This window comes from Arthrobacter sp. Soil736 (assembly GCF_001428005.1).
Lineage (GTDB): Bacteria > Actinomycetota > Actinomycetes > Actinomycetales > Micrococcaceae > Arthrobacter.
On record NZ_LMSB01000045.1, the window covers coordinates 168,696 to 189,089 of the forward strand.

A 20,394-nucleotide genomic window follows, 5' to 3' on the forward strand; every position below is an offset into this window, starting at 1 on the left:
GTCTGCCTGCGGGAGGCGCCGCGGAGCCTAGCTGACGCTGCCGAGCTCCTTCGTTTCCTGCGCCTCCATGCGGGGATCGGTGCCAAGCAGGCGGCGCAGCGACGCGAGCCGGGCAGCTCCGGAGGGGCCCGCGTGGCCGGCCGAAACCCAGGCGTCCACGCCGCAGTTGACAGCGGTGGCATCGTGTTTGCAGCCGCGTTCGCAGGCCTCTGTGCCAGGCGCCAGGTCGGGGAACGAATGGAGGATCCGGTCCGGGTCAACGTGCGCCAGGCCGAAGGAGCGGATGCCGGGGGTGTCAATGATCCAGCTTCCCGTGGGGGCGTCGGCCAGTTTGAGTGCCAGGGCCGACGACGACGTGTGCCGGCCGCGCCCCGTGACGGCGTTAACGCCGCCGGTGGCCCGTTCCGCCCCGGTCAGGGCGTTGACCATGGTGGATTTGCCGACGCCGGAGTGGCCCAGCATCACCGTGACCTTGCCGTCCAGGTGGGCGCGGAGCTGCGAGACCGCCTCGACGTCAAGCCGGGCGGACAGGCCGTCGTCGGACCGGGCATCGATGCCCGACGCCGCGGAGTCGGCCGTGCGGCTAATGATGACGGGGAAGTCGAGGTGCCGGTAGTTGTCGAGCAGATCGGCCGGGTCTTTGACGTCCGCCTTGGTGACGAGCAGCAGCGGCTCGATGCCGGCGTCGTACGCTGCGACGAGGGCGCGGTCAATGAAGCCGGTGCGCGGTTCCGGGTTGGCGGCGGCCACGACCACCACCAACTGGTCCGCGTTGGCCACTACCGCGCGTTCGATCGGGTCCGTGTCGTCGGCGCTGCGGCGCAGGAGCGTCTTCCGGTCCTGGATCCTCACGAGGCGCGCAAGCGTGTCCGGGTCGCCGGACACGTCGCCCACGAGGGACACGAAGTCGCCGGCCACCACAGGGGAGCGGCGGAGTTCGCGGGCCCGGGCGGCGATGACCGTCCGCTCATGGCCGGAGTCCTCGCCCACCACGGCCGTGTAGCGCCCTCGGTCAACGGTGATGATGCGCCCGGTGACGGCGTCCTCATAGGCGGGACGGTCCTTGGTGCGGGGCCGCGACCCCTTCTTGTTGGGGCGGATCCTGACATCGGACTCGTCCCAGGAGTCAGTGCTGCGTGCCACCGGGAGTCCCTGCGCCGTTCCCATGGGCAGGGGCGCTGCCCTGCGCGAGCATGTCCGCCCACAGCTGCGGGAAGTCCGGCATGGTCTTCGCCGTCGTGGCGATGTCCTGCACTTCGATGCCGTGCACGGCCAGGCCGAGGATCGCACCCGCCGTGGCCATCCGGTGGTCCGCGTAGCTGTACACGACGCCGGCACGGAGGGGCGCGGGCCGGATGATGAGTCCGTCGGCTGTTTCTTCGGCGTCGCCGCCGAGCCGGTTGATTTCAGTGACCAGCGCCGCGAGCCTGTCCGTTTCGTGCCCGCGCAGGTGGGCGATGCCGCTCAGCCGCGAGGGGCCGGTGGCCAGCGCGCAGAGCGCGGCGACGGTGGGAGCGAGCTCGCTGGTTTCCGCGAAGTTGCCGCCCTTGATTTCACTGCCGCCGGTGACCGTGAGCGTTCCGGCCTCCAAAGTCACGGTTGCCCCCATGTCGCTGAGGATGCTCCGCCAGAGATCGCCCACCTGGGTGGTGTGTTCTGGCCAGTCCGGGATCCGGACGGTACCGCGCGACGCGAGGGCGGCGGCCAGGAAGGGCCCGGCGTTCGAGAGGTCCTGCTCGATTCTTTGATCGAAGGCGCGGATTGCCCCCGGGCTGACGATCCAGTGGTTCGGTGTGGAGTCGTCCACGGAGACGCCGACTCCGCGCAGCACGGCCACCGTCATGTTGATGTGGTCCAGGCTCGGCACGGCGCTTCCCGCATGCTCAAGGTGCAGTCCCTCGGTGAACCGTGCCCCGACGAGCAGCAGGGCCGAGACGAACTGGGAGGACGCGCTGGCATCAATGACGAGGTGTCCGCCGCGGACCTCGCCCGTGCCGGCAACACGGAACGGCAGGGAGGCGGGCATTCCGCCGGATTCACCGCTCACGGCGACGCCGAGCGCAACGAGGGCTTCGATGATGGTTCCCATCGGCCGTTCCCGGGCGTGGGGATCGCCGTCGAAAACGGTGGTGCCGCTCCGCAGGGCCGCCAGCGGCGGGACGAAGCGCATGACCGTGCCGGCCAGTCCGCAGTCGATGTCCGCTTCCTGGCCGCCGGAACGCGGCGGGATGGGCGTTACCTCGAGGTCCGGGCCGAAGGCGCCGTCGCCCGGCACCTCGCGGACGTCTGCGCCGAGTTGGCGCAGCGCCCCGATCATCAGGGCGGAATCACGGGAATGCAGCGGGGCCCGCAGCCGGCACGGACCGTCGGCCAGCGCGGCGAGCACGAGATACCTGTTGGTCAGGGACTTCGAACCGGGGACGCGGACAGTTGCGTCCACGGGCCGGTCCGCAAACGGCGCCGGCCAATGCGGCGTGACCCCGGTGTTTTCGTCGGGCACGCCCGTGATGGATCCTGTCATTCCTGCTTATGCCCCCACTGCGTGGTCAACGGCCTTGCGAACTGCCTTATCCGCCTTGTGGAGCTTCTTGCCGGTGGTTTTGCGGGCGTCCGCAGCCAGGTGGCTTGCCGTCTTCCGGGCGTCGGCGGCGAGGTGCTCCGCGCGCCAGGCCAGGCTGGGCTTGCCGGCCGTGTCCACCGAGGCCAGCAGCACTCCGCCGGCGAGCGTGACGTTCTTCAGCAACTGGGTGCGGCGCGCGTCCCTGCCTTCCTTGCTGCTGATATCCGCGCTGCGCCATTCAACGTACGCGTTCAGCGCCGAGATAACCGCCAGGAGAGTCGCCGAAAACCGCGCGAACTTGCCGAGGGCGAAGAGGACGCCGGCACCCACCTGGGTCCCGCCGATGAGCCGCGCCAGGACCTTCTCGTCGGCCTGGAAGGGAAGGGTGTCAGCGGCACGGCGCAGGAGGGGTGACAACTGTTCCACAGTGTCGTCCGCATTCCTGAGCTTGTCCACGCCGGCGAGGACGAAACTTGAGGCCAGCATCGGCCGGGCGAGAAAACGGACAAAGGACATGAATTTCCTCCTGGATGGACGAGCCACGGTTTCTGCGGCGGAGTCGGTTCTAGTCTTGCACTTTTGTGGAATATTTGCCTGCCACGCGTCGTTGTCGAATACAGGCCCGGAACAGCCTTTTCGGACAATGGTCCTGGGCGGTTGCCGGGATTGCATCGTGACCGGGGCGTTGCCCCGGCCGGCCCTATCGCAGTTCCATGCACGCGGGCTGGCCTGCGGCCGCGGCGTGCCGGACACGTGGGTGCTTGATACGAGCTTGATACGCGGGAACAGTCCTGTAGCGCGGGACAGTGGAGTGGAGATGGAGCTTTGACTTTGGTGAAGGATGCTGTGGGGCTGCGAAGTCCCTCCCTGCTGCGCCCCTTTGAGGCGGCGGAGCTCAAGTTTGAGGCGGCTGAGGTCAGGATGTTTGACGTCCCGGAGTTTGACGTGCCCGGGGCAGGGTCCGCCGGGGCGGTATCTGGCGGCGGGCGCGACTCAGGGCCGCTTCCGCGGATCACAGTAGACTTGAACGCAATGAGCACCGTTGATCCGGCCCTAGAGGCCACACAGGAGGAGGACGCCCGAGACGGCGCCCAGGTCATCACCACGTCGGCGGCCCGCGAGCAGGCACTTGAGCAGGCCGAGGAAATCGACGTCGCATCCGAGAGCCCTGAAGCCCGCCGGATCCGTTTTGAGCGCGACGCGATGCAATACGTTGACCAGCTGTATTCAGCGGCAATGCGGATGGCCAGGAACCCGGCAGACGCCGAGGACCTGGTCCAGGAGGCCTACACTAAGGCGTTTTCGGCGTTTCACCAGTACAAACCGGGCACAAATCTGAAGGCCTGGCTGTACAGGATCCTGACAAATACATACATCAACCTCTACCGGAAGCGGCAGCGCGAGCCGCTGCAGTCGAATTCGGACACCATCGAGGACTGGCAGCTCGCCCGGGCCGAATCCCACACCTCCAGCGGACTCCGCTCGGCTGAGGCGGAGGCCCTGGACCACCTGCCTGATTCGGACGTCAAGCGGGCGCTGCAGGCCATCCCGGAGGAGTTCCGGCTCGCTGTCTACTTCGCCGACGTCGAGGGCTTCGCGTACAAGGAAATTTCAGACATCATGAACACGCCCATCGGCACTGTCATGTCCCGGTTGCACCGGGGCCGAAAGATGCTGCGGGACATGTTGGCGGATTACGCCGCCGAACGGGGATTCAAAGCTGCTCCGGACACCAATGCGGCAGCGGAAAGCAACAATCAGGAGAACAGGAAATGAGCGACTGCCAGGGATTGGGCGATTGCGACGACGCCCGGATGCAACGCATCTACGAGTACCTAGATGGAGCGCTGACCCGCGGTGACCTTGCGGAAATCAAGCATCACCTGGACGAGTGTCCGGAATGCACGCAACAGTACGATCTCGAGTGCGTCATCCGGAACATGGTGAAGCGGTCCTGCACCGAAGCCGCGCCGGAGAACCTGAAGAACGCGATCCTGGACAGGATCCACAACATCCGGCCCGTGGACGCCTGAGGTCGGTGCACGCCTGAGGCCGGGCCAAAGCTTAAACGAAGTGCCCCCGCAACCAGCAGGTTGCGGGGGCACTTCGTTTAAGCTTCGGTTCTAGCCGTGGCTTAGGTGTTGGGGCGCTTCCCGTGGTTAGCGCCGCCACGCTTACGGTCACGGCGTTTACGTGCACGCTTGCTCATAGCTGGCCTCCTTAATATCGGTACTCGAAAGAGCTGCCCTCAAGTCTCCCACATCGGTGGACGGGCCGCGAACCGGCTCCCGGTGCGCGGAACTGAAGGCGGATGTCCCTCCCGGCGTATGCGCTGACCGGGCCGCGGAAGCCGGCGTTTGGTGATCGGCGGAGGCAGGACCGTAGGAGCCCCAGATGACGTTCACGGCTCAGCCTTCAACGAATTCCTGATCGAAATGCGTGCCTGGTCAAGCACCGTCCGCACGGTCTCCAGCATGACGGGCGTCAGCGGCCGCGTGCTGGCCTGCGTCCGAAGTTCCACCCGCAGGTCATCCCGGAAGGCCTGGAGCAGCATCTCCGCCTCCTTGAGCATGCGGTGTCCCTCCGGGGAGGACCGGGCAGTCGAGCCGGTGAAGTCGGCTGTCCTGGCAGCGGAGCGGGCAGCTTCTGCCGTGGCCGCCAGGTCCGCGCGCAGACCCCGCATGTTACTGCGGATGTCGGCCCGCAGGGCGTCCGCCAGCCGCCGGACAGACGCGGCGATGTCATTTTCCACGTTCGCGAGTTCGTCACGCCGGCTGTTCAGCTCGGCCAGGCCTGCCGCCGTGATGCGGTAGTTGGTGCGCCGGCCCTCCGCTTCCGTGGCAACGAGCCCCTCTTCCTCCAGTTTCCCGAGCCGTGGATAAATCGTGCCGGCGCTGGGGGAGTAGGTGCCGCCGAACCTTTCGCTCAAGGCTTTGATGAGCTCGTAGCCGTGCTTGGGCCCGGATTCCAGGAGCGCGAGGAGGTACAGGCGCAGCGCGCCGTGGGCAAAGACCGGGGGCATCAGAGCGGCGATTCTGCGTCGGCGGGAGCCTTGCCGTGGAAGATGGAGGTCTTGCCGGACACCGAATTGGTCCGCACCAGCATCAGCTTGGCATCCGGGCCGGCGATGGTCTGCACCTTGCCTCCTGGCAGTAAGTACTTCTGGTCATCGATCACCACGGCACCGCTGGCAGATTTGGCCACGATGTCCACGCCTACGTCGCGGGGCAGCCTGATGGTGAGGTCGCCGGACACCGAGTTGGCACCGAAGTCGTGCGTGAAGCCCTGAAGGTCGAAGCTCATGTCGCCGCTGACGGTGTTGGCGCGGATGTTGCTGAAAAGGCCCGACGCCGTGACCTCGCCGGAGACGCTCTTTGCCGTCAGGACCCCGCGGTGGTTCCGGGCGATCACCTCGCCGCTGACGGTGTTCACATGGAGGTCACCTGAGGTGCCGTCCGACATGACGGAGCCGGACACGGTATTGAGTTTGGTGTGGCCGCTGATGCCGGACACAAGTCCGTCGCCGCTGACAGTGCCGGCTTCAACCTCGACGCCAGCCGGCACCCCGATGCTAATGACCACCGAATTGTTGCTGTTGTTGTTGACGGAGCCCATCAGGTTCTTGAACCAGCCCTGCGGGCCGTGCAGCTGGTGCCGGACCTCAAGGCGGCCATCGGCGACGGTCACGGCCAGCGGGTCGCCGTGGACCTCGGAGACCTCGATGCGGGCCACGTCCTCGTCGTGGGTGACGATGTCAAACCGGCCGCGGACAATGCCGAGCTTCAGCGACGAGACGCCGTCGACGTCGATGGTTTGGGGGCCGGTGACGGTCCACGAGTTCTCTGCCATGATTCCTCCGCTTGCGATATATCGTGACTGTCAGATCACGATATATCGCAAGAAGCGGAAGATCAAGATATATCGCGAGTAGTTTTTGGCTACTCGGGCGCGTCCATCCCCAGCCACTGGAACCAGCCGCGGTGCAGGACGAGCCATGCCATTAGCCCGTAGCCGGCCTGGCCCGGGGTGCCGCCGTTGGCCGCAAGGTCCTGGCGCCACTGCTCGTGGTTGAGCAGCGGCGAAAAGGTGTCCACGTAGAGGTGCTTGCGCCGCGTGGTGACGTCGGCGAAGGCCGTGTTCAGTTCCTCCAGCCGGCGGTTCTGCACCGGATCCAGGGTGGGCGGCGGCCCGACGACGAAGACTTCGAGCCGTTTCTGCGTGGCGGAATCGAGGATATTGGCCAGATTCAGCCTGCTCCGCGCCGTGGACAGCCCGAACTCTATGTCCCGCCCTGACAGCCCGATGACCAGGCGGTTCTCGTAAAGGTCGCTGAACCGACGGCCTGTTTCCTCCAGCCACCGCGCCGCGAGGCCTTCGGTGCCTTCCTGGGGGCAGGGAAGGGCATAGCTTTCAACCGTCAAGCCGTCCTGCGGAGTGCGGGCCAGCACGCGGCCCAGCCAGCCCAGGGCCCGGGGGTCCCCGAGTCCGGCCAGCAGCTCATCTCCAACAGCTGCAATGCGCAGCATCCTGTCTTCCACTACTACCTCTTCACCTATTTGGAGGGCGCGCCCCGGATACGGACCAATTCCGTACGGCGGTGCAATCCGCAGCCTGCGCCGGCGTCCTGCCTGTGTCCATTAACTCACGCCGATTAAACAGAACTGCCCGGCTGAAACGGTATGTCACCGTCCGGCCGGGCAGCTGCTCTGCTACTTACGCGCGAATGCCTGCTTCAGGAGTACATCCTGCTCGGCGGCGTGGCGCTTCATGGAGCCGGCAGCGGTTGATGCCGACGCCGGGCGGGAGACCAGGCGAACGTGGCGGTCCAGCGCCGCCGGGAGGTTCAGGCCCATGAACGGCCACGGACCCTGGTTCGCGGGTTCGTCCTGCGCCCACACCACTTCGGCGTTGGGGTACTTGGCCAGCTCGGCTTTGATTTCCTCCTGGGGCAGCGGGTACAGCTGCTCCACGCGGACGATCGCCGTCGTCGTGTCATCCGTCTTCTGCCGCGTGGACAGGAGGTCGTAGTAGAGGCGTCCCGAGACCAGGAGAACGCGTTCGACGGCGTCCGCCGGCAGCTGCTCATGGTCACCGATGACGGGCCTGAAGCCGCCGTTGGTGAAGTCCTCCACGGATGAAGCGGCAGCCCTGAGGCGCAGCAGCTGCTTCGGGGTGAAGATGATCAGCGGCTTGCGCGGACGGCTGTACGCCTGGCGGCGCAGGAGGTGGAAGTGCGATGCCGCGGTGGTGGGATTGGCCACGACCATGTTTTCCTCGGCACACAGCTGAAGGAAGCGTTCGATGCGTGCTGAGGTGTGGTCGGGTCCCTGGCCCTCGTGGCCGTGCGGCAGCATCAGGACGAGCGACGAACGCTGGCCCCACTTCTGCTCTGCGGACGAGATGAACTCATCGATGATGGTCTGTGCGCCGTTGACGAAGTCGCCGAACTGCGCCTCCCACAGCACCAGGGCATCCGGGCGCTCCACCGAGTAGCCGTATTCGAAGCCCATGGCTGCGTATTCGGACAGCAGGGAGTCGTAGATCCACAGTTTGGCCTGGTCTTCCGAGAGGTGGCCCAAGGGAGTCCACTCGTTGCCCGTGGCGCGGTCGTGGAAGACTGCGTGGCGCTGCACGAAGGTGCCGCGGCGGGAGTCCTGGCCGGCGAGCCGGACGGGGACACCCTCCATGACGAGCGAACCGAAGGCCGCAAGTTCGCCGAAGCCCCAGTCGATGCCGCCCTCGCGGGACATCTGCTCACGCTTCTCCAGCAGCTGCTTGAGCTTGGCGTGCACCGTGAAGCCCTCCGGAATGTCCAGGTGGGCCTTGCCGATGCGGGCCAGCGTGTCCGCTGAAATTGCGGTGGACGCCGGAGCGTTCGTGCCGGAGTCCGACTGCTGTGCCTGGGGCCGCTCGATGTCGGAGACGGCCGCGGAGTCAGCAGTGATGATCGGAATGGGCGAGGTCTGCGCCGCATGGGTTTCGGCGAAGACACGCTCGAGGCGTTCCTGGTAGTCGCGGAGCAGCTGCTCTGCTTCTTCCTCGGTGATGTCGCCGCGGCCGATCAGCGATTCGGTGTAGAGCTTGCGGACGGAGCGCTTGGCCTCGATGAGGTTGTACATGAGCGGCTGCGTCATCGAGGGGTCGTCGCCCTCGTTGTGGCCGCGGCGCCGGTAGCAGACCATGTCGATGACAACGTCCTTGTGGAACCGCTGACGGAACTCATAGGCGAGCTGGCCGATGCGGACCACTGCTTCAGGATCGTCGCCGTTCACGTGGAACACCGGAGCCTGGATCATCTTGGCGACGTCCGTGGAGTAGGTGGACGAACGCGAAGCCGACGGGGCGGTGGTGAAGCCGACCTGGTTGTTGACCACGACGTGGATGGTGCCGCCCGTGCGGTAGCCCCGCAACTGGGAAAGGTTAAGCGTTTCGGCCACAACGCCCTGGCCCGCGAACGCTGCGTCACCGTGCACCATGATGGGCAGCACGGGGAAGGCCTCGCCTTCGTCCAGGCGGTCCTGCTTGGCCCGCACGATGCCCTCCAGCACGGAGTCCACCGCCTCGAGGTGCGAAGGGTTGGCAGCCAGGTAGACCTTGGTCTCCTTGCCGCTGTCCGAAGTGAACGTGCCCTCGGTGCCCAGGTGGTACTTGACGTCGCCGGAACCCTGCACGGAGCGGGGATCCTGGGTGCCCTCGAATTCACGGAAGACCTGCGCGTAGGTCTTGCCCGCGATGTTGGTGAGCACGTTGAGGCGGCCGCGGTGGGCCATGCCAATGGCGACCTCGTCCAGACCGTCGTCGGCGGCGTCGGAGATGATGGCGTCAAGCAGCGGGATCAGGGACTCGCCGCCCTCAAGTGAGAAGCGTTTCTGGCCGACGAACTTGGTCTGCAGGAAGGTCTCGAACGCCTCTGCGGCGTTGAGCTTGGAGACGATCCGGAGCTGCTCTTCACGGCTCGGCTTGGAGTACGGGTGCTCCAGCTGGTCCTGGAACCACTTGCGCTCGGCCGGCTCCTGGATGTGCATGTACTCGATGCCCGTGGTGCGGCAGTAGGCGTCGCGGAGCACTCCGAGGATGTCGCGGAACGCCAGCATGGGCTTGCCGCCGAAGCCGCCGGTGGGCCATTCCCGGTCCAGGTCCCACAGCGTCAGGCCATAGGTGAGGACGTCGAGGTCAGGATGCTTGCGCTGGACGTACTCCAGCGGATCGGTGTCCGCCATGAGGTGGCCGCGCACGCGGTAGGAGTGGATCAGCTGCTGGATCCTGGCGACCTTGTTGATCTGGTCGGACGGGTCCACCTGAAGGTCCGGGCTCCAGCGCACAGGCTCGTAGGGGATGCGCAGGGACTCGAAGATCTCGTCGTAGAAGTCCTGGGCACCCAGGAGGAGCTGGTGGACCAGCTTGAGGAACTCGCCGCTGCCTGCACCCTGGATGACGCGGTGGTCATAGGTGGACGTCAGCGTGAGCACCTTGCTGATGGCGTTGTGCGCGATGATCTTCTCGCTGGCACCCTGGAATTCCGCGGGGTAGTCCAGTGCGCCGACGCCGATGATGGCGGCCTGGCCCTTGGAAAGGCGGGGAACGGAGTGAACCGTGCCGATGCCGCCTGGGTTGGTCAGGGACACGGTGGTGCCGGCGTGGTCGTCCGCCGTCAGCTTGCCGCTGCGGGCCCTCTTGATGAGGTCCTCGTAGGTGTGCCAGAACTCGGAGAAGTTGAGAGTTTCCGCCTTCTTGATGTTCGGGACCATGAGCAGGCGCGTGCCGTCAGGCTTCGGCATGTCGATGGCGATACCGAAATTGACGTGGGCGGGCTGGACGGAGACAGGCTTGCCGTCCACCTCGTCGTAGTACACGTTCATGGAAGGGAACTGGGAAAGCGCCCGGATGACGGCGTAGCCGATCAGATGGGTGAACGAGACCTTGCCGCCGCGCGCACGGGCCAGGTTGGAGTTGATGACAACGCGGTTGTCGATCAGGAGCTTCGCCGGAATGGCCCGGACGCTTGTGGCGGTCGGCACTTCGAGGCTGGTGACCATGTTCGAGGCGATGGCCTTGGCCGGTCCGCGGAGGACCGAGACAACATCTTCCTCGGGCGCGGTGGGCGCCTTGACGTTCTTCGGAAGCTGCGCCGGAATGGGCTGGGCGCCGGTGCCCGCCTCGGTCTTCTTCGCGCCGTCGCGGGCCACCGTTGCGGGGGCCTTCTTGGCGGGTGCGGCAGGGGCGGCGGCCGGCGACGTTGCCGGTGGTGCCGCAGGTGCCTGTCCCGCGGGGGTGGCAGCAGCCGGGGCCTTGGAAGGCACCGGCGGAGTAACAACGGGCATCTCGCGCGTGGCCGGATTGGTCGTCGCGGATGTCACATTCGGCACCCCGTTGGAAGTCGGACCGCTACCACTGTCAAAGGATTCGAACAGGGGCCACCATTTAGCATCGACCGTATTCTTGTCCTGCTGGTAACGCTCGTACAGTTCGTCAACGAGCCACTCGTTTCCGCCAAATTCCTCTGGTAGACGGTGGCTAGGCTGCTCTGGCACTTGAAATACGCCTCTTCCATGAGTTTGAATTCCCTCTGGTCGCCAAGGTGCCACGGCACAACAATCGAACCAGTTTCTGTGTCCTATGAACCCAGACCTCTGCCAGTCTAGTGACCGTTCCGGCTTAACTGCCAATAAGGGTGACTCAAATCATGTACTGGCCGAATTGTGGCTTGAGGGTGGCCCAAATCCGGGGGTGAGAGCGCTTTTCCGCCAGCCATGAACTTGGCTCCGGGCACGCCTTCAATGACCTCGGGCGCCGGTCGGCCGGGGCGCAGTGCGCACCACCGCGGGCGACGGCGCTCCTGTAGACTGCAATTCTTATGGACAGTAAATCTAGGTGCCGGCCTGGGGGCTGTCAGCGGAGCAGAACCAGCGCCGCACAGCCCACCCGCAGAGCCGGCAATCCCCGTTCACGTTCCCGCCAATGTCCGCCGCTTCACCCCGCCGGGACTTCCCGGGACACGGGCCAGGCCTCGGCCGACCATCCTCCGCCTGGCAGTTTCACCGGCATTCCCTCGCCCGCCAGCTGCCCGCGCAGGCCCCTCAGTACCTCGGCAGGCTGCTAAATGGAGTGGCTTCTTCTCGCCGCAGGGTTCCTGCTGATCTTCGGCACCGGCTTCTTCGTCGCCGTCGAATTTTCCCTCATAGCGCTCGACCAGCCAACAGTGCAGCGCGCCGTTGATGACGGCGACACCGCCGCAGTTCCGCTGCTCAAGTGCCTCAAATCCCTCTCCACCCAGCTCTCCAGCTGCCAGCTCGGCATCACGATGACAACCCTGCTGACCGGCTACGTCATGGAACCGTCGCTGGGCGCGCTCCTGGAAGCGCCGCTGGCCCTGATCGGTCTTCCGGAAGCGATGGCCGGATCTGTCTCCCTGGTACTCGCCATGGGGATCGCGACCCTGCTATCCATGCTGCTCGGCGAACTGGTCCCGAAGAACATGGCGATCGCGCTGGCGTTCCGCGTCGGCCGGGCCGTGGCGCGGCCCCAGCTGATGTTCACAACCATCTTCAAGCCGGCCATCATTCTCCTCAACGGTTTTTCGAACAAAGTGCTCAATGTCTTCGGACTCGAAGCGAAGGAAGAAATCTCCGGGGCGCGGACGCCGGCCGAGCTGGCGTCCCTGGTGCGCAGGTCCGCAGCCATGGGAACCCTGGACGCGGGAACGGCGAACTTCATCGCCCGGACCCTGAACTTCTCGGGCCGCACGGCCGCCGATGTGATGACGCCCCGCATCCGGGTCGAGACCATCGACGCGGACCAGCCCGTGTCGGACATCCTCGACGCCGCCCGCCGCACCGGATACTCCCGTTTTCCCGTGATCGGCGATTCCACTGACGATATCCGCGGGCTGGTGCACGTCAAGAAGGCGATTGCCGTTCCATCGAACCGGCGGTCCAAGCTGGAGGCGGGCGCAATCATGACTGATGTTCTCCGGGTGCCGGAAACCATCCACCTCGATGCCCTGCTGGCCGAACTTCGGGAAGGCAACCTGCAGCTCGCTGTGGTGCTGGACGAATACGGCGGAACTGCCGGAATTGCCACGCTGGAGGACCTCGTCGAGGAAATCGTGGGCGAGGTGGCGGACGAACACGACAAGGTCCGGCCCGGCCTGCTGCAGAGTGCCTCGGGTGACTGGTATTTCCCGGGCTTGCTGCGACCGGATGAACTGTCCGAACAGATTCCCGGACTCAGTGTCCCGGACGAAGCGGCCTACGAAACGGTGGGCGGCTACGTCATGAGCGAGCTTGGGCGCATCGCCTCGGTGGGGGACACAGTGAAGGTTGGCGGCGGAACCCTGAGCGTCACCCGGATGGACGGCCGCCGCATCGACCGGATCTGCTTCAAGCCGGACCGCGAACCTGGCGACGTCACGGCAGGGGAGTCCTTCGCAGAGAAGTCCTCTGCAGAGACCGGTTCCTCCAGGAACGGCTCGGCCAGGAACGGCTCCTCCCGGAAAGGGTCCGCGCGCAAGGCGCCGTCCCGGAACGCTTCGCCGAAGAACGGCTCGTCCCGGAACGCTTCAACCAAGAACACGTCGGCCACGAACGGCGGCGCGGCATGAGTGACTGGGTAGGAATTTTCTGGCTGGTGCTGCTGCTCATCGGGAACGCCTTCTTCGTCGCGGCCGAGTTTGCGGTCATGTCCGCACGGCGAAGCCAGATCGAGCCGCTGGCTGACTCCGGATCCCTGCGCGCCCACACCACGTTGCGGGCCATGGAGAATGTCTCGTTGATGCTTGCCTGCGCACAGTTGGGCATCACGGTCTGTTCACTGCTGATCCTGCTGGTAGCGGAGCCGGCCATCCACCACCTGCTGGCTGTTCCCTTGGCGGCACTCGGAGTGCCCATGGAAATCGCCGACGTCGCCGCGTTCGGGGTTGCGCTGATGGTGGTCACGTTCCTGCACGTGACCTTCGGGGAGATGGTGCCGAAGAACATTTCCGTCTCGGTCGCGGACAAGGCGGCCCTGCTCCTGGCTCCACCCCTGATGTTCGTCGCGCGCATCGTGAACCCGGTGATTGTTGCGCTGAACTGGTCCGCGAACCACATCCTCAAGCTCATGCGGATCGAGCCGAAGGACGAGGTCAACTCCTCCTTTACCCTCGAGGAGGTCCAGTCAATCGTGCAGGAGTCCACCCGGCACGGGCTGGTGGATGATGATGCCGGCCTCATCACCGGCGCGCTCGAGTTTTCGGACCACACGGCCGAGGACGTCATGGTCCCGCTGGAGCGGCTGGTCATGCTCAAAACCTCCGCCACCCCGCTGGAGTTTGAAAAGGCCGTGAGCCGTACCGGATTCTCCCGGTTCCCGATGGTGGATGAGGACGGAATGCTGGCCGGCTACCTGCACATCAAGGACGTGCTGTCGATTCCCGACTCGGGCTATCAGCATCCCATTGCCGAAAGCCGGATCCGGTCGCTGGCCAACCTCTCGCGTGGCGACGAGATAGAAAATGCGATGTCCGTCATGCAGCGCACCGGCTCCCACCTGGCCCGTGTGATCGGACCCCATGGCCAGACAGAGGGCGTGCTGTTCCTTGAAGACGTGATCGAGCAGCTGGTGGGCGAGATCCGCGATGCAACGCAGGCCAAGGGGATACGCAGGCTGGGCGAGCCCGACGGCGAATAGCAGGGCACGCTTACGCGGCGGCGGGGGACAGCAGTCCCTCGCCGCCGCCCAGTTCTAAATAGGAATCATTCCCATTTAGCGTTACACTCGGTACGTTGCTGATCCCGCAAAATGCCGTTCCCAGAACTGAGGTTTTCTCCGTGCGCATGACCGTCCGTACTTCCATCAGCGCCGCCCTGGCCGGTCTCGGCCTGCTGCTCACGGCCTGCGGAACGACGCCCGAGACCTCCGCACCGACGGCCGGCAACCGCATCGCCGTTGTCGCATCGACCAGTGTGTACGGCGATATCGTTGAGTCCATCGGCGGTGACAAGGTCAACGTCACCGCCATCATTTCGCGGACCAGCCAGGACCCTCACTCCTACGAGGCCAGCGCCCAGGACAGGCTGGCCATTTCCAAGGCCAGGCTGGTGCTGGAAAACGGTGGCGGCTACGACGACTTCGTCCACACGATGGCCGACGACAACAACATCCCGCATGACAGCATCATTAGTGCCGTGGAAGTGTCAGGGCTGGCCCCGGCAGCTGACAGCACACCATCCGCGACGGCCGAAAGCGGCCACGACCATGACCACGGTGAATTCAACGAACACGTCTGGTACAGCCCGCAGGCAATGTCCCGACTTGCCGACGCGGTGGCCGCGAAACTGGGAACGATCGACCCCGGTTCGTCTGCCGAATTCACCGCAAATGCCGCTTCCTTCAAGTCAGGACTGACGGAACTCGAAGGAAAGCTCGCCGCCATCAAAAAGGCTCACGGCGGGTCCCGCGTTGCCGTCACTGAACCCGTACCGCTCTACCTGCTCGAAGCTGCCGGACTCGACAACCGCACGCCGGCCGAATACACCGCCGCCATCGAAGAGGGCACCGACGTTTCGCCGGCCGTCCTGAAGGCCGCCACGGCGCTGGTAGCCTCCCCGGACACCAGATTGCTGGCCTACAACGAGCAGACAGACGGCCCGCAAACCGAGGCACTCAAGAATGCGGCCACTGCCGCTGGTACCCCCGTCGTGAATTTCAGCGAGACTTTGCCTGACGGCAAGACGTACCTGCAGTGGATGGCGGACAATGTGGGGAACATCAGTAAAGCCCTGGAGAGCTAAGAATTGACCCCGGTAATCAGCCTGCGCAAGGCATCCCTCAAGTTTGGCAAGCGGGCGCTCTGGGAAGACCTGGACCTGGACATCAAGCCCGGGGAATTCTTTGCGGTACTCGGCCCCAATGGCAGCGGCAAGACCAGCTTCCTCAAGGTGCTTTTGGGCCTGCAGGAACTGCACTCCGGGCATGCAAGCATCGGGGGCCATCCCGTGGAACGGGGCAGCCGGATGATCGGCTACATCCCGCAGCAGAAGCCTTTCCTCCCGGATACCCCCATGCGGGCCCGGGATCTTGTGGGGCTCGGCGTTGACGGCCACCGCTGGGGCATCCGGCTGCGGAACGCCAAGGCCAACCGCAGGATTGACGAGCTGCTGGACCTTGTAGGGGCAAGCGACTACGCCAAGGTGCCCGTCGGGCAGCTGTCGGGCGGGGAGCAGCAAAGGCTGCGCATCGCCCAGGCTTTGGCGACGGATCCCAGGGTGCTGCTCTGTGACGAGCCGCTGCTGTCGCTGGACCTGCACCACCAGCAGGCGGTCAGCGCACTCATCAACAAGCAATGCCACGAGCAAAAGAGCGCCGTGGTGTTCGTGACTCATGAAATCAACCCGATTATCGACTACGTCGACCGGGTCCTCTACCTGGCCGGAGGCCGGTTCAGCGTGGGCACTCCGCATGAAGTCATGACCACCGACGTCCTGTCCGAGCTTTACGACAGCCACGTGGAAGTGATCCACGCGAACGGCAGGATCGTCGTCGTCGGACTCCCTGACGCCACCACCCACCACCACGACGAGGCGCATGCAGCCGCCGGGGAGGGTGTCTGATGGATCCGGAAGGCATCCTGCAGTCGGTGTTCAACTTTGAAAACTACGGTGAACTGCTGGTCCTGGTACAGAACTCGCTCTGGGCCGGAGCCGTGCTCGGCCTGCTCGGCGGCCTGGTGGGCACATTCGTAATGAAGCGCGACCTGGCATTCGCCGTCCACGGCATCTCCGAACTTTCGTTTGCCGGGGCCGCCTTCGCGCTGCTCATCGGCGCCGACGTCGTGTTCGGTTCGCTGATCGGTTCGGTGGCCGCGGCACTCCTGCTGGGTCTCATGGGCGTGCGGGCCAGGGACAAGAACTCCATCATCGGCGTGATCATGCCGTTCGGCCTGGGCCTCGGCATCCTGTTCCTGTCCCTCTATGAAGGCCGCGCGGCCAACAAGTTCGGCCTCCTGACCGGTCAGATCGTCTCCGTGGACACGGTGCAGCTGCAGGTTCTGGCCGGCACCGCGGTGGTGGTCATGGCTGCGCTGTGCGCCATCTGGCGGCCGCTGAGCTTCGCAAGCGTCGATCCCGAACTCGCCGAGGCGCGCGGCGTCCCGGTGCGATCGCTGGCGCTGGCCTTCATGGTGCTCCTGGGCGTCAGCGTGGCTCTGTCGATCCAGATTGTCGGCGCGCTGCTTGTTCTTGCCCTGCTGATCACCCCTGCGGCGGCTGCCCTGAGGGTGACGTCGTCGCCCCGCCTCGTGGTGCTCCTGAGCGTGGTGTTCGCCGTGGCCGCAACAGTGGGCGGCATTCTCCTGGCACTGGGCGGGCGCATTCCCATCAGCCCCTACGTGACCACGTTGTCCTTCCTGATCTACGTGGTATGCCGGGTGATCGGAAGCATCCGGGCCAAGCTCGGGCTCAACGGCAGGGTTATGCGGACCGCGTAGTGGTGCCTGACTGCGTGGTTCCTGACGGTGCACCGGACGCGGTGCCGGCCTTGCGCGCCGAGCAGTCGGGGCAGAGGCCGTAGATCTCCACGGTATGCGCCACTTCGGTGAAACCGTGCTCCTGCGCGGTCCGCGCGGCCCAGGTTTCGACGGCGGGGGCTTCCACCTCCACGGCCTTGCCGCAGTTCCGGCACAGGAGGTGGTGGTGGTGCACCGTCACCGCACACCGGCGGTAGACGGCTTCGCCTTCGCCGTTCCGCAGTACGTCCACCAGCCCTTCATCGGCCAGTGACTGCAGAATCCGGTACGCCGTGGCCAGGGAGACTGAAACGCCCTTGTTCTGGAGTATCCGGTACAGCTCCTGGGTGCTGACGAAGTCATCAAGGTCGTCAAGTGCGGCGCTCACGGCAAGCCGCTGCTTGGTGACCCGCTGCTCTTTGCCGCCAGCTGCCGCCGAAGGGGTCAGCGGCCTGCCGTCAGCGCTGGCGCCGTGTGGCATGGATGGACTCGCTTCGCTAAGGGATATTGGCAATGTACAAGATTACCAGCCGGAGCCGCGTGGACACGGATCGGGGGGATCCCTAGGCTGGCGACATGAAGCTGACAAAATTCACGCATGCGTGCGTCCGGCTGGAAAAGGACGGGCGGGTCCTGGTGCTGGATCCCGGGACGTTCTCGGAGTCCGCCGAAGCGCTCGACGGTGCGCACGCTGTCCTGATCACGCACGAGCACGCGGACCACATCGACGTTGCGGCCGTGGTGTCGGCGCTGGAAGGCAACGCGGAGCTGGAGCTTTTCGCTCCGGAGGGCGTGGCGGAGAACCTGCGGACGGAAACGCCCGGCGCCGCGTCCCGGGTGCATGCCGTGAAGCCGGGAACGTCCTTCGAGGCCGCCGGATTCCCGGTCCGGAGCTTCGGCGGCCAGCATGCGCTGATCCACCCCCACGTCCCGGTGGTGGCCAACATCGGCTACCTTGTGGACGAAAACGTGTACCACCCCGGCGACTCGTTCATCATCCCTGACGGCATCAGCGTGCGTACGCTCCTGGTGCCGGTCCACGCGCCCTGGAACAAGGTGAGCGAGGTGGTGGACTTTGTCATCGGGGTCCGCGCGCCGCGCGCATTCCCTATCCACGACGGACTGCTCAACAGCACGGGCCTGGACCTGGTGGAGGGCCACGTCAAGAGGCTGGGCGCCAGGTACGGCACGGAGTTCGCCCACCTCTCCAGCCGTGAATCCGTGGACGTCTAAGGGTTCCAGGTGCCGGTCTCGAAGAACGTGCTGATCGTGGCCTCATGCGGCTCGGGATCCAGTGCCTGCGCCGCCAGCCACGCAGGGCTGTAGTAGCTACCCGCATAGCGGTCACCGCCGTCGCACATCAGTGATACGACGCTGCCCCGCTGCCCGTCGGCGACCATCTGCGCAACCAGCTGCCAGACGCCCCAAAGGTTGGTGCCCGTGGACGGCCCGGCATGAAGGTCTGCCAGGGTGTGGAGGTGCCGCATCGCGGCGACGGAGGCCGCATCCGGGACCTGGATCATGTGGTCGATCACAGCGGGCACGAAGCTCGGCTCCATGCGCGGCCGACCGATTCCCTCGATCCGGGAGGGAAGGCCGGTGCTGAAGCCGGCCGAACCGCTGCGCCAGCCAGGGTAAAAGGCAGAATTCTCCGGGTCCACCACCGCCAGCGACGTGTCATGGCGGTGATAGCGGAGGTAGCGTCCGATCGTGGCGCTCGTGCCGCCCGTCCCCGCGCCCACCACGATCCACCGCGGAACCGGGTGCTCCTCGAGGGCCAGCTGCTGGAAGATGGACTCGGCGATGTTGTTGTTGCCGCGCCAGTCCGTGGCGCGCTCGGCGTAGGTGAACTGGTCCATGTAATGGCCGTTGCTGGTGGCTGCCACGTCCGCGGCGGCCGCATAGACCTCCGAGGCATGGTCCACGAGCAGGCAGGCGCCGCCGAACTGTTCGATCAGCGCAATTTTTTCGGGGCTGGTGGTGCGGGTCATGACGGCGATGAAGGGGAGACCCAGCAGCTGGGCAAAGTAGGCTTCGGACACCGCCGTGCTGCCGCTGGACGCCTCCACAATCGTGGTGCCCTCGGTGATCCAGCCGTTCACCAGGCCAAACAGGAACAGGGAGCGGGCCAGCCGGTGCTTCAGGCTTCCCGAGCGGTGGGTGGATTCGTCCTTGAGGTAGAGCTGGACACCCCAGTGCTCCGGCAGCGGCACGGAATACAGGTGGGTGTCCGCCGAGCGGTTGTTTTCCGCATTGATCTTGCGGACGGCTTCGTCGGCCCATGACCGGTTCCTGTTGCCTGCACTGTTCACCGGATCAGCCTACCGGTGCGGGGCCGCCCCGAAGGTGGAGTTGCCAGGAGCTGGGGTACCCAGAGCTAAAGTTGGATGTGCCGGCCGCGGCTGATCCTGCCATGCGGTTTGATCCAAGCCAAAGGAGATTTTGATGGGTACCCTCATGGACGTGTCCGCGCTGAACGCACGGATGGCGTCCGGACAGCGCACCGTTCTGCTGGATGTCCGCTGGGCGCTCGGAGACCCCGACGGCCGCAGCCACTACCTCGCGGAACACATTCCGGGCGCCGTGTACGTGGACCTTCCCACCGAGCTGGCGGAGCCCGCGGAGCCTGCCCGGGGGCGGCATCCGTTGCCGCCGACCGAAAAGCTGCAGGAGGCCGCACGGCGCTGGGGCGTCTGCGGGGGCGACGTCGTGGTCGCCTACGACGATGCCGGCAGCACGTCGGCCGCCCGCCTGTGGTGGATGCTTCGGAACGCCGGCTTCGGCACTGTCTACCTGCTCGACGGCGGCCTGCCCGCCTGGCGCCGGGCCGGGTTGCCGCTCAAGGGCGGCCTCGAACAGGCGGCCCCGGGAGACGTGACGCTCGCCGACGGCGGCATGCCCGTGATCGACGCAGCGAAAGCCGCCGAATGGGCCGCACACGGTGTGCTGCTCGACGCCCGGGCCGGCGAACGGTACCGCGGCGAGATAGAGCCGGTTGACCCGCGGGCCGGCCACATCCCGGGGGCCGTCAGCGCTCCCACCACCGGGAACCTTGACGACGGCGGCCGCTTCCTGCCGGCGGAGGACCTCCGGCTCCGCTTCGCCCGCCTCGGAGTCGACGCCGCGACGCCGACGGCGGTGTACTGCGGCAGCGGCGTGACTGCCGCCCATGAGATCGCGGCACTGGAAATCGCCGGCATCCCCGCGGCGCTCTTCCCGGGGTCCTTCTCCGAGTGGTCCAACGATGCGTCCCGGCCGGTGGCGACCGGTGCGCAGCCAGGATGACCCGCACCTGCCGCAACGCTGCTTTGGGCCCGCTCGGGCCGGTTCGGCCGACTGGCCCTGATCCGGC

Annotated in this window: 18 protein-coding genes; 9 read left to right on the forward strand and 9 right to left on the reverse strand. The window is 65.9% G+C overall.

Annotation, left to right across the window (positions count from 1 at the left end; translation table 11 throughout):
• Nucleotides 1-27: 27 nt before the first annotated feature.
• Genes ASG92_RS21905 through ASG92_RS21915 form a run of 3 tightly spaced genes read right to left on the reverse strand, consistent with a single transcriptional unit; the run spans nt 28 to nt 3,076 of the window.
• Nucleotides 28-1,143 (reverse strand): ribosome small subunit-dependent GTPase A, encoded by a 1,116-nt coding sequence (locus tag ASG92_RS21905; protein WP_056633825.1) that lies wholly within the window; start codon nt 1,141-1,143, stop codon nt 28-30.
• Complete coding sequence (gene aroA / locus ASG92_RS21910) at nt 1,127-2,521, reverse strand: 3-phosphoshikimate 1-carboxyvinyltransferase (RefSeq protein ID WP_056633351.1); 1,395 nt, start codon at nt 2,519-2,521, stop codon at nt 1,127-1,129. Before aroA ends, ASG92_RS21905 begins: the two co-directional genes overlap by 17 nt.
• A 6-nt stretch (nt 2,522-2,527) precedes the next feature.
• Nucleotides 2,528-3,076 (reverse strand): DoxX family protein, encoded by a 549-nt coding sequence (locus ASG92_RS21915; protein ID WP_056633354.1) that lies wholly within the window; start codon nt 3,074-3,076, stop codon nt 2,528-2,530.
• A 516-nt stretch (nt 3,077-3,592) separates the two neighbouring features.
• On the opposite strand from ASG92_RS21915, the gene ASG92_RS21925 reads away from it, so the two are divergent.
• Nucleotides 3,593-4,336, forward strand: a complete 744-nt coding sequence (locus ASG92_RS21925) for a sigma-70 family RNA polymerase sigma factor (RefSeq protein ID WP_240987250.1) — start codon at nt 3,593-3,595, stop codon at nt 4,334-4,336.
• Nucleotides 4,333-4,593, forward strand: a complete 261-nt coding sequence (rsrA, locus tag ASG92_RS21930) for a mycothiol system anti-sigma-R factor (RefSeq protein WP_056633360.1) — start codon at nt 4,333-4,335, stop codon at nt 4,591-4,593. The genes ASG92_RS21925 and rsrA overlap by 4 nt, the downstream gene beginning before the upstream one ends.
• A 368-nt stretch (nt 4,594-4,961) precedes the next feature.
• On the opposite strand, the gene ASG92_RS21935 is transcribed toward rsrA, so the two are convergent.
• The 4 genes from ASG92_RS21935 to ASG92_RS21950 all read right to left on the reverse strand — a co-directional run bounded on the left by ASG92_RS21935 (nt 4,962) and on the right by ASG92_RS21950 (nt 11,091).
• Nucleotides 4,962-5,582, reverse strand: a complete 621-nt coding sequence (locus ASG92_RS21935; protein ID WP_056633363.1) for a PadR family transcriptional regulator — start codon at nt 5,580-5,582, stop codon at nt 4,962-4,964.
• Nucleotides 5,582-6,409, reverse strand: a complete 828-nt coding sequence (locus tag ASG92_RS21940) for a DUF4097 family beta strand repeat-containing protein (RefSeq protein WP_056633366.1) — start codon at nt 6,407-6,409, stop codon at nt 5,582-5,584. Before ASG92_RS21940 ends, ASG92_RS21935 begins: the two co-directional genes overlap by 1 nt.
• 89 nt (nt 6,410-6,498) lie before the next feature.
• Nucleotides 6,499-7,098 carry a GDSL-type esterase/lipase family protein gene (locus ASG92_RS21945; RefSeq protein WP_200952051.1) on the reverse strand — a complete coding sequence of 200 codons (600 nt, stop codon included), beginning with the start codon at nt 7,096-7,098 and terminating at the stop codon, nt 6,499-6,501.
• A 171-nt stretch (nt 7,099-7,269) separates the two neighbouring features.
• Nucleotides 7,270-11,091 carry a multifunctional oxoglutarate decarboxylase/oxoglutarate dehydrogenase thiamine pyrophosphate-binding subunit/dihydrolipoyllysine-residue succinyltransferase subunit gene (locus ASG92_RS21950; RefSeq protein WP_056633372.1) on the reverse strand — a complete coding sequence of 1,274 codons (3,822 nt, stop codon included), beginning with the start codon at nt 11,089-11,091 and terminating at the stop codon, nt 7,270-7,272.
• 569 nt (nt 11,092-11,660) lie between these two features.
• Here ASG92_RS21950 and ASG92_RS21955 point away from each other — a divergent pair.
• The 5 genes from ASG92_RS21955 (at nt 11,661) to ASG92_RS21975 (ending at nt 17,024) form a co-directional block, all read left to right on the forward strand.
• A complete protein-coding gene (locus ASG92_RS21955; RefSeq protein WP_056633375.1) occupies nt 11,661-13,160 on the forward strand; it encodes a hemolysin family protein in 1,500 nt (499 codons plus the stop codon).
• On the forward strand, nt 13,157-14,227 hold the full coding sequence (locus ASG92_RS21960) for a hemolysin family protein (protein ID WP_056633377.1): 1,071 nt from the start codon (nt 13,157-13,159) through the stop codon (nt 14,225-14,227). Before ASG92_RS21955 ends, ASG92_RS21960 begins: the two co-directional genes overlap by 4 nt.
• Nucleotides 14,228-14,373: 146 nt before the next feature.
• Nucleotides 14,374-15,330, forward strand: a complete 957-nt coding sequence (locus ASG92_RS21965; protein WP_056633831.1) for a zinc ABC transporter substrate-binding protein — start codon at nt 14,374-14,376, stop codon at nt 15,328-15,330.
• A 3-nt stretch (nt 15,331-15,333) separates the two neighbouring features.
• The gene (locus tag ASG92_RS21970; protein WP_200952052.1) at nt 15,334-16,149 is read left to right on the forward strand and encodes a metal ABC transporter ATP-binding protein; all 816 of its coding nucleotides are present in this window, start codon (nt 15,334-15,336) and stop codon (nt 16,147-16,149) included.
• Nucleotides 16,149-17,024, forward strand: a complete 876-nt coding sequence (locus ASG92_RS21975) for a metal ABC transporter permease (protein WP_056633380.1) — start codon at nt 16,149-16,151, stop codon at nt 17,022-17,024. The genes ASG92_RS21970 and ASG92_RS21975 overlap by 1 nt, the downstream gene beginning before the upstream one ends.
• Here the strand turns inward: ASG92_RS21975 and ASG92_RS21980 are convergent.
• Complete coding sequence (locus ASG92_RS21980) at nt 17,008-17,523, reverse strand: Fur family transcriptional regulator (RefSeq protein ID WP_056633383.1); 516 nt, start codon at nt 17,521-17,523, stop codon at nt 17,008-17,010. The two genes, ASG92_RS21975 and ASG92_RS21980, sit on opposite strands and share 17 nt — an antisense overlap.
• Before the next feature lie 95 nt (nt 17,524-17,618).
• On the opposite strand from ASG92_RS21980, the gene ASG92_RS21985 reads away from it, so the two are divergent.
• Complete coding sequence (locus tag ASG92_RS21985) at nt 17,619-18,275, forward strand: MBL fold metallo-hydrolase (protein WP_056633385.1); 657 nt, start codon at nt 17,619-17,621, stop codon at nt 18,273-18,275.
• On the opposite strand, the gene ASG92_RS21990 is transcribed toward ASG92_RS21985, so the two are convergent.
• A complete protein-coding gene (locus tag ASG92_RS21990; RefSeq protein WP_056633388.1) occupies nt 18,272-19,354 on the reverse strand; it encodes a PLP-dependent cysteine synthase family protein in 1,083 nt (360 codons plus the stop codon). The two genes, ASG92_RS21985 and ASG92_RS21990, sit on opposite strands and share 4 nt — an antisense overlap.
• Before the next feature lie 133 nt (nt 19,355-19,487).
• On the opposite strand from ASG92_RS21990, the gene ASG92_RS21995 reads away from it, so the two are divergent.
• The gene (locus ASG92_RS21995) at nt 19,488-20,327 is read left to right on the forward strand and encodes a sulfurtransferase (RefSeq protein WP_056633390.1); all 840 of its coding nucleotides are present in this window, start codon (nt 19,488-19,490) and stop codon (nt 20,325-20,327) included.
• The last annotated feature ends 67 nt before the right edge of the window (nt 20,328-20,394 follow it).

Excerpts from the sequence above, each read along its gene's own strand:
- ASG92_RS21980 (WP_056633383.1), bottom strand. The coding sequence starts at position 17,523 with ATGCCACACGGCGCCAGCGCTGACGGCAGGCCGCTGACCCCTTCGGCG.
- ASG92_RS21915 (WP_056633354.1), bottom strand. The coding sequence starts at position 3,076 with ATGTCCTTTGTCCGTTTTCTCGCCCGGCCGATGCTGGCCTCAAGTTTC.
- ASG92_RS21940 (WP_056633366.1), bottom strand. The coding sequence starts at position 6,409 with ATGGCAGAGAACTCGTGGACCGTCACCGGCCCCCAAACCATCGACGTC.
- ASG92_RS21925 (WP_240987250.1), top strand. The coding sequence starts at position 3,593 with ATGAGCACCGTTGATCCGGCCCTAGAGGCCACACAGGAGGAGGACGCC.
- ASG92_RS21995 (WP_056633390.1), top strand. The coding sequence starts at position 19,488 with ATGGGTACCCTCATGGACGTGTCCGCGCTGAACGCACGGATGGCGTCC.
- rsrA (WP_056633360.1), top strand. The coding sequence starts at position 4,333 with ATGAGCGACTGCCAGGGATTGGGCGATTGCGACGACGCCCGGATGCAA.
- aroA (WP_056633351.1), bottom strand. The coding sequence starts at position 2,521 with ATGACAGGATCCATCACGGGCGTGCCCGACGAAAACACCGGGGTCACG.
- ASG92_RS21965 (WP_056633831.1), top strand. The coding sequence starts at position 14,374 with ATGACCGTCCGTACTTCCATCAGCGCCGCCCTGGCCGGTCTCGGCCTG.
- ASG92_RS21960 (WP_056633377.1), top strand. The coding sequence starts at position 13,157 with ATGAGTGACTGGGTAGGAATTTTCTGGCTGGTGCTGCTGCTCATCGGG.
- ASG92_RS21955 (WP_056633375.1), top strand. The coding sequence starts at position 11,661 with ATGGAGTGGCTTCTTCTCGCCGCAGGGTTCCTGCTGATCTTCGGCACC.
- ASG92_RS21975 (WP_056633380.1), top strand. The coding sequence starts at position 16,149 with ATGGATCCGGAAGGCATCCTGCAGTCGGTGTTCAACTTTGAAAACTAC.
- ASG92_RS21935 (WP_056633363.1), bottom strand. The coding sequence starts at position 5,582 with ATGCCCCCGGTCTTTGCCCACGGCGCGCTGCGCCTGTACCTCCTCGCG.
- ASG92_RS21985 (WP_056633385.1), top strand. The coding sequence starts at position 17,619 with ATGAAGCTGACAAAATTCACGCATGCGTGCGTCCGGCTGGAAAAGGAC.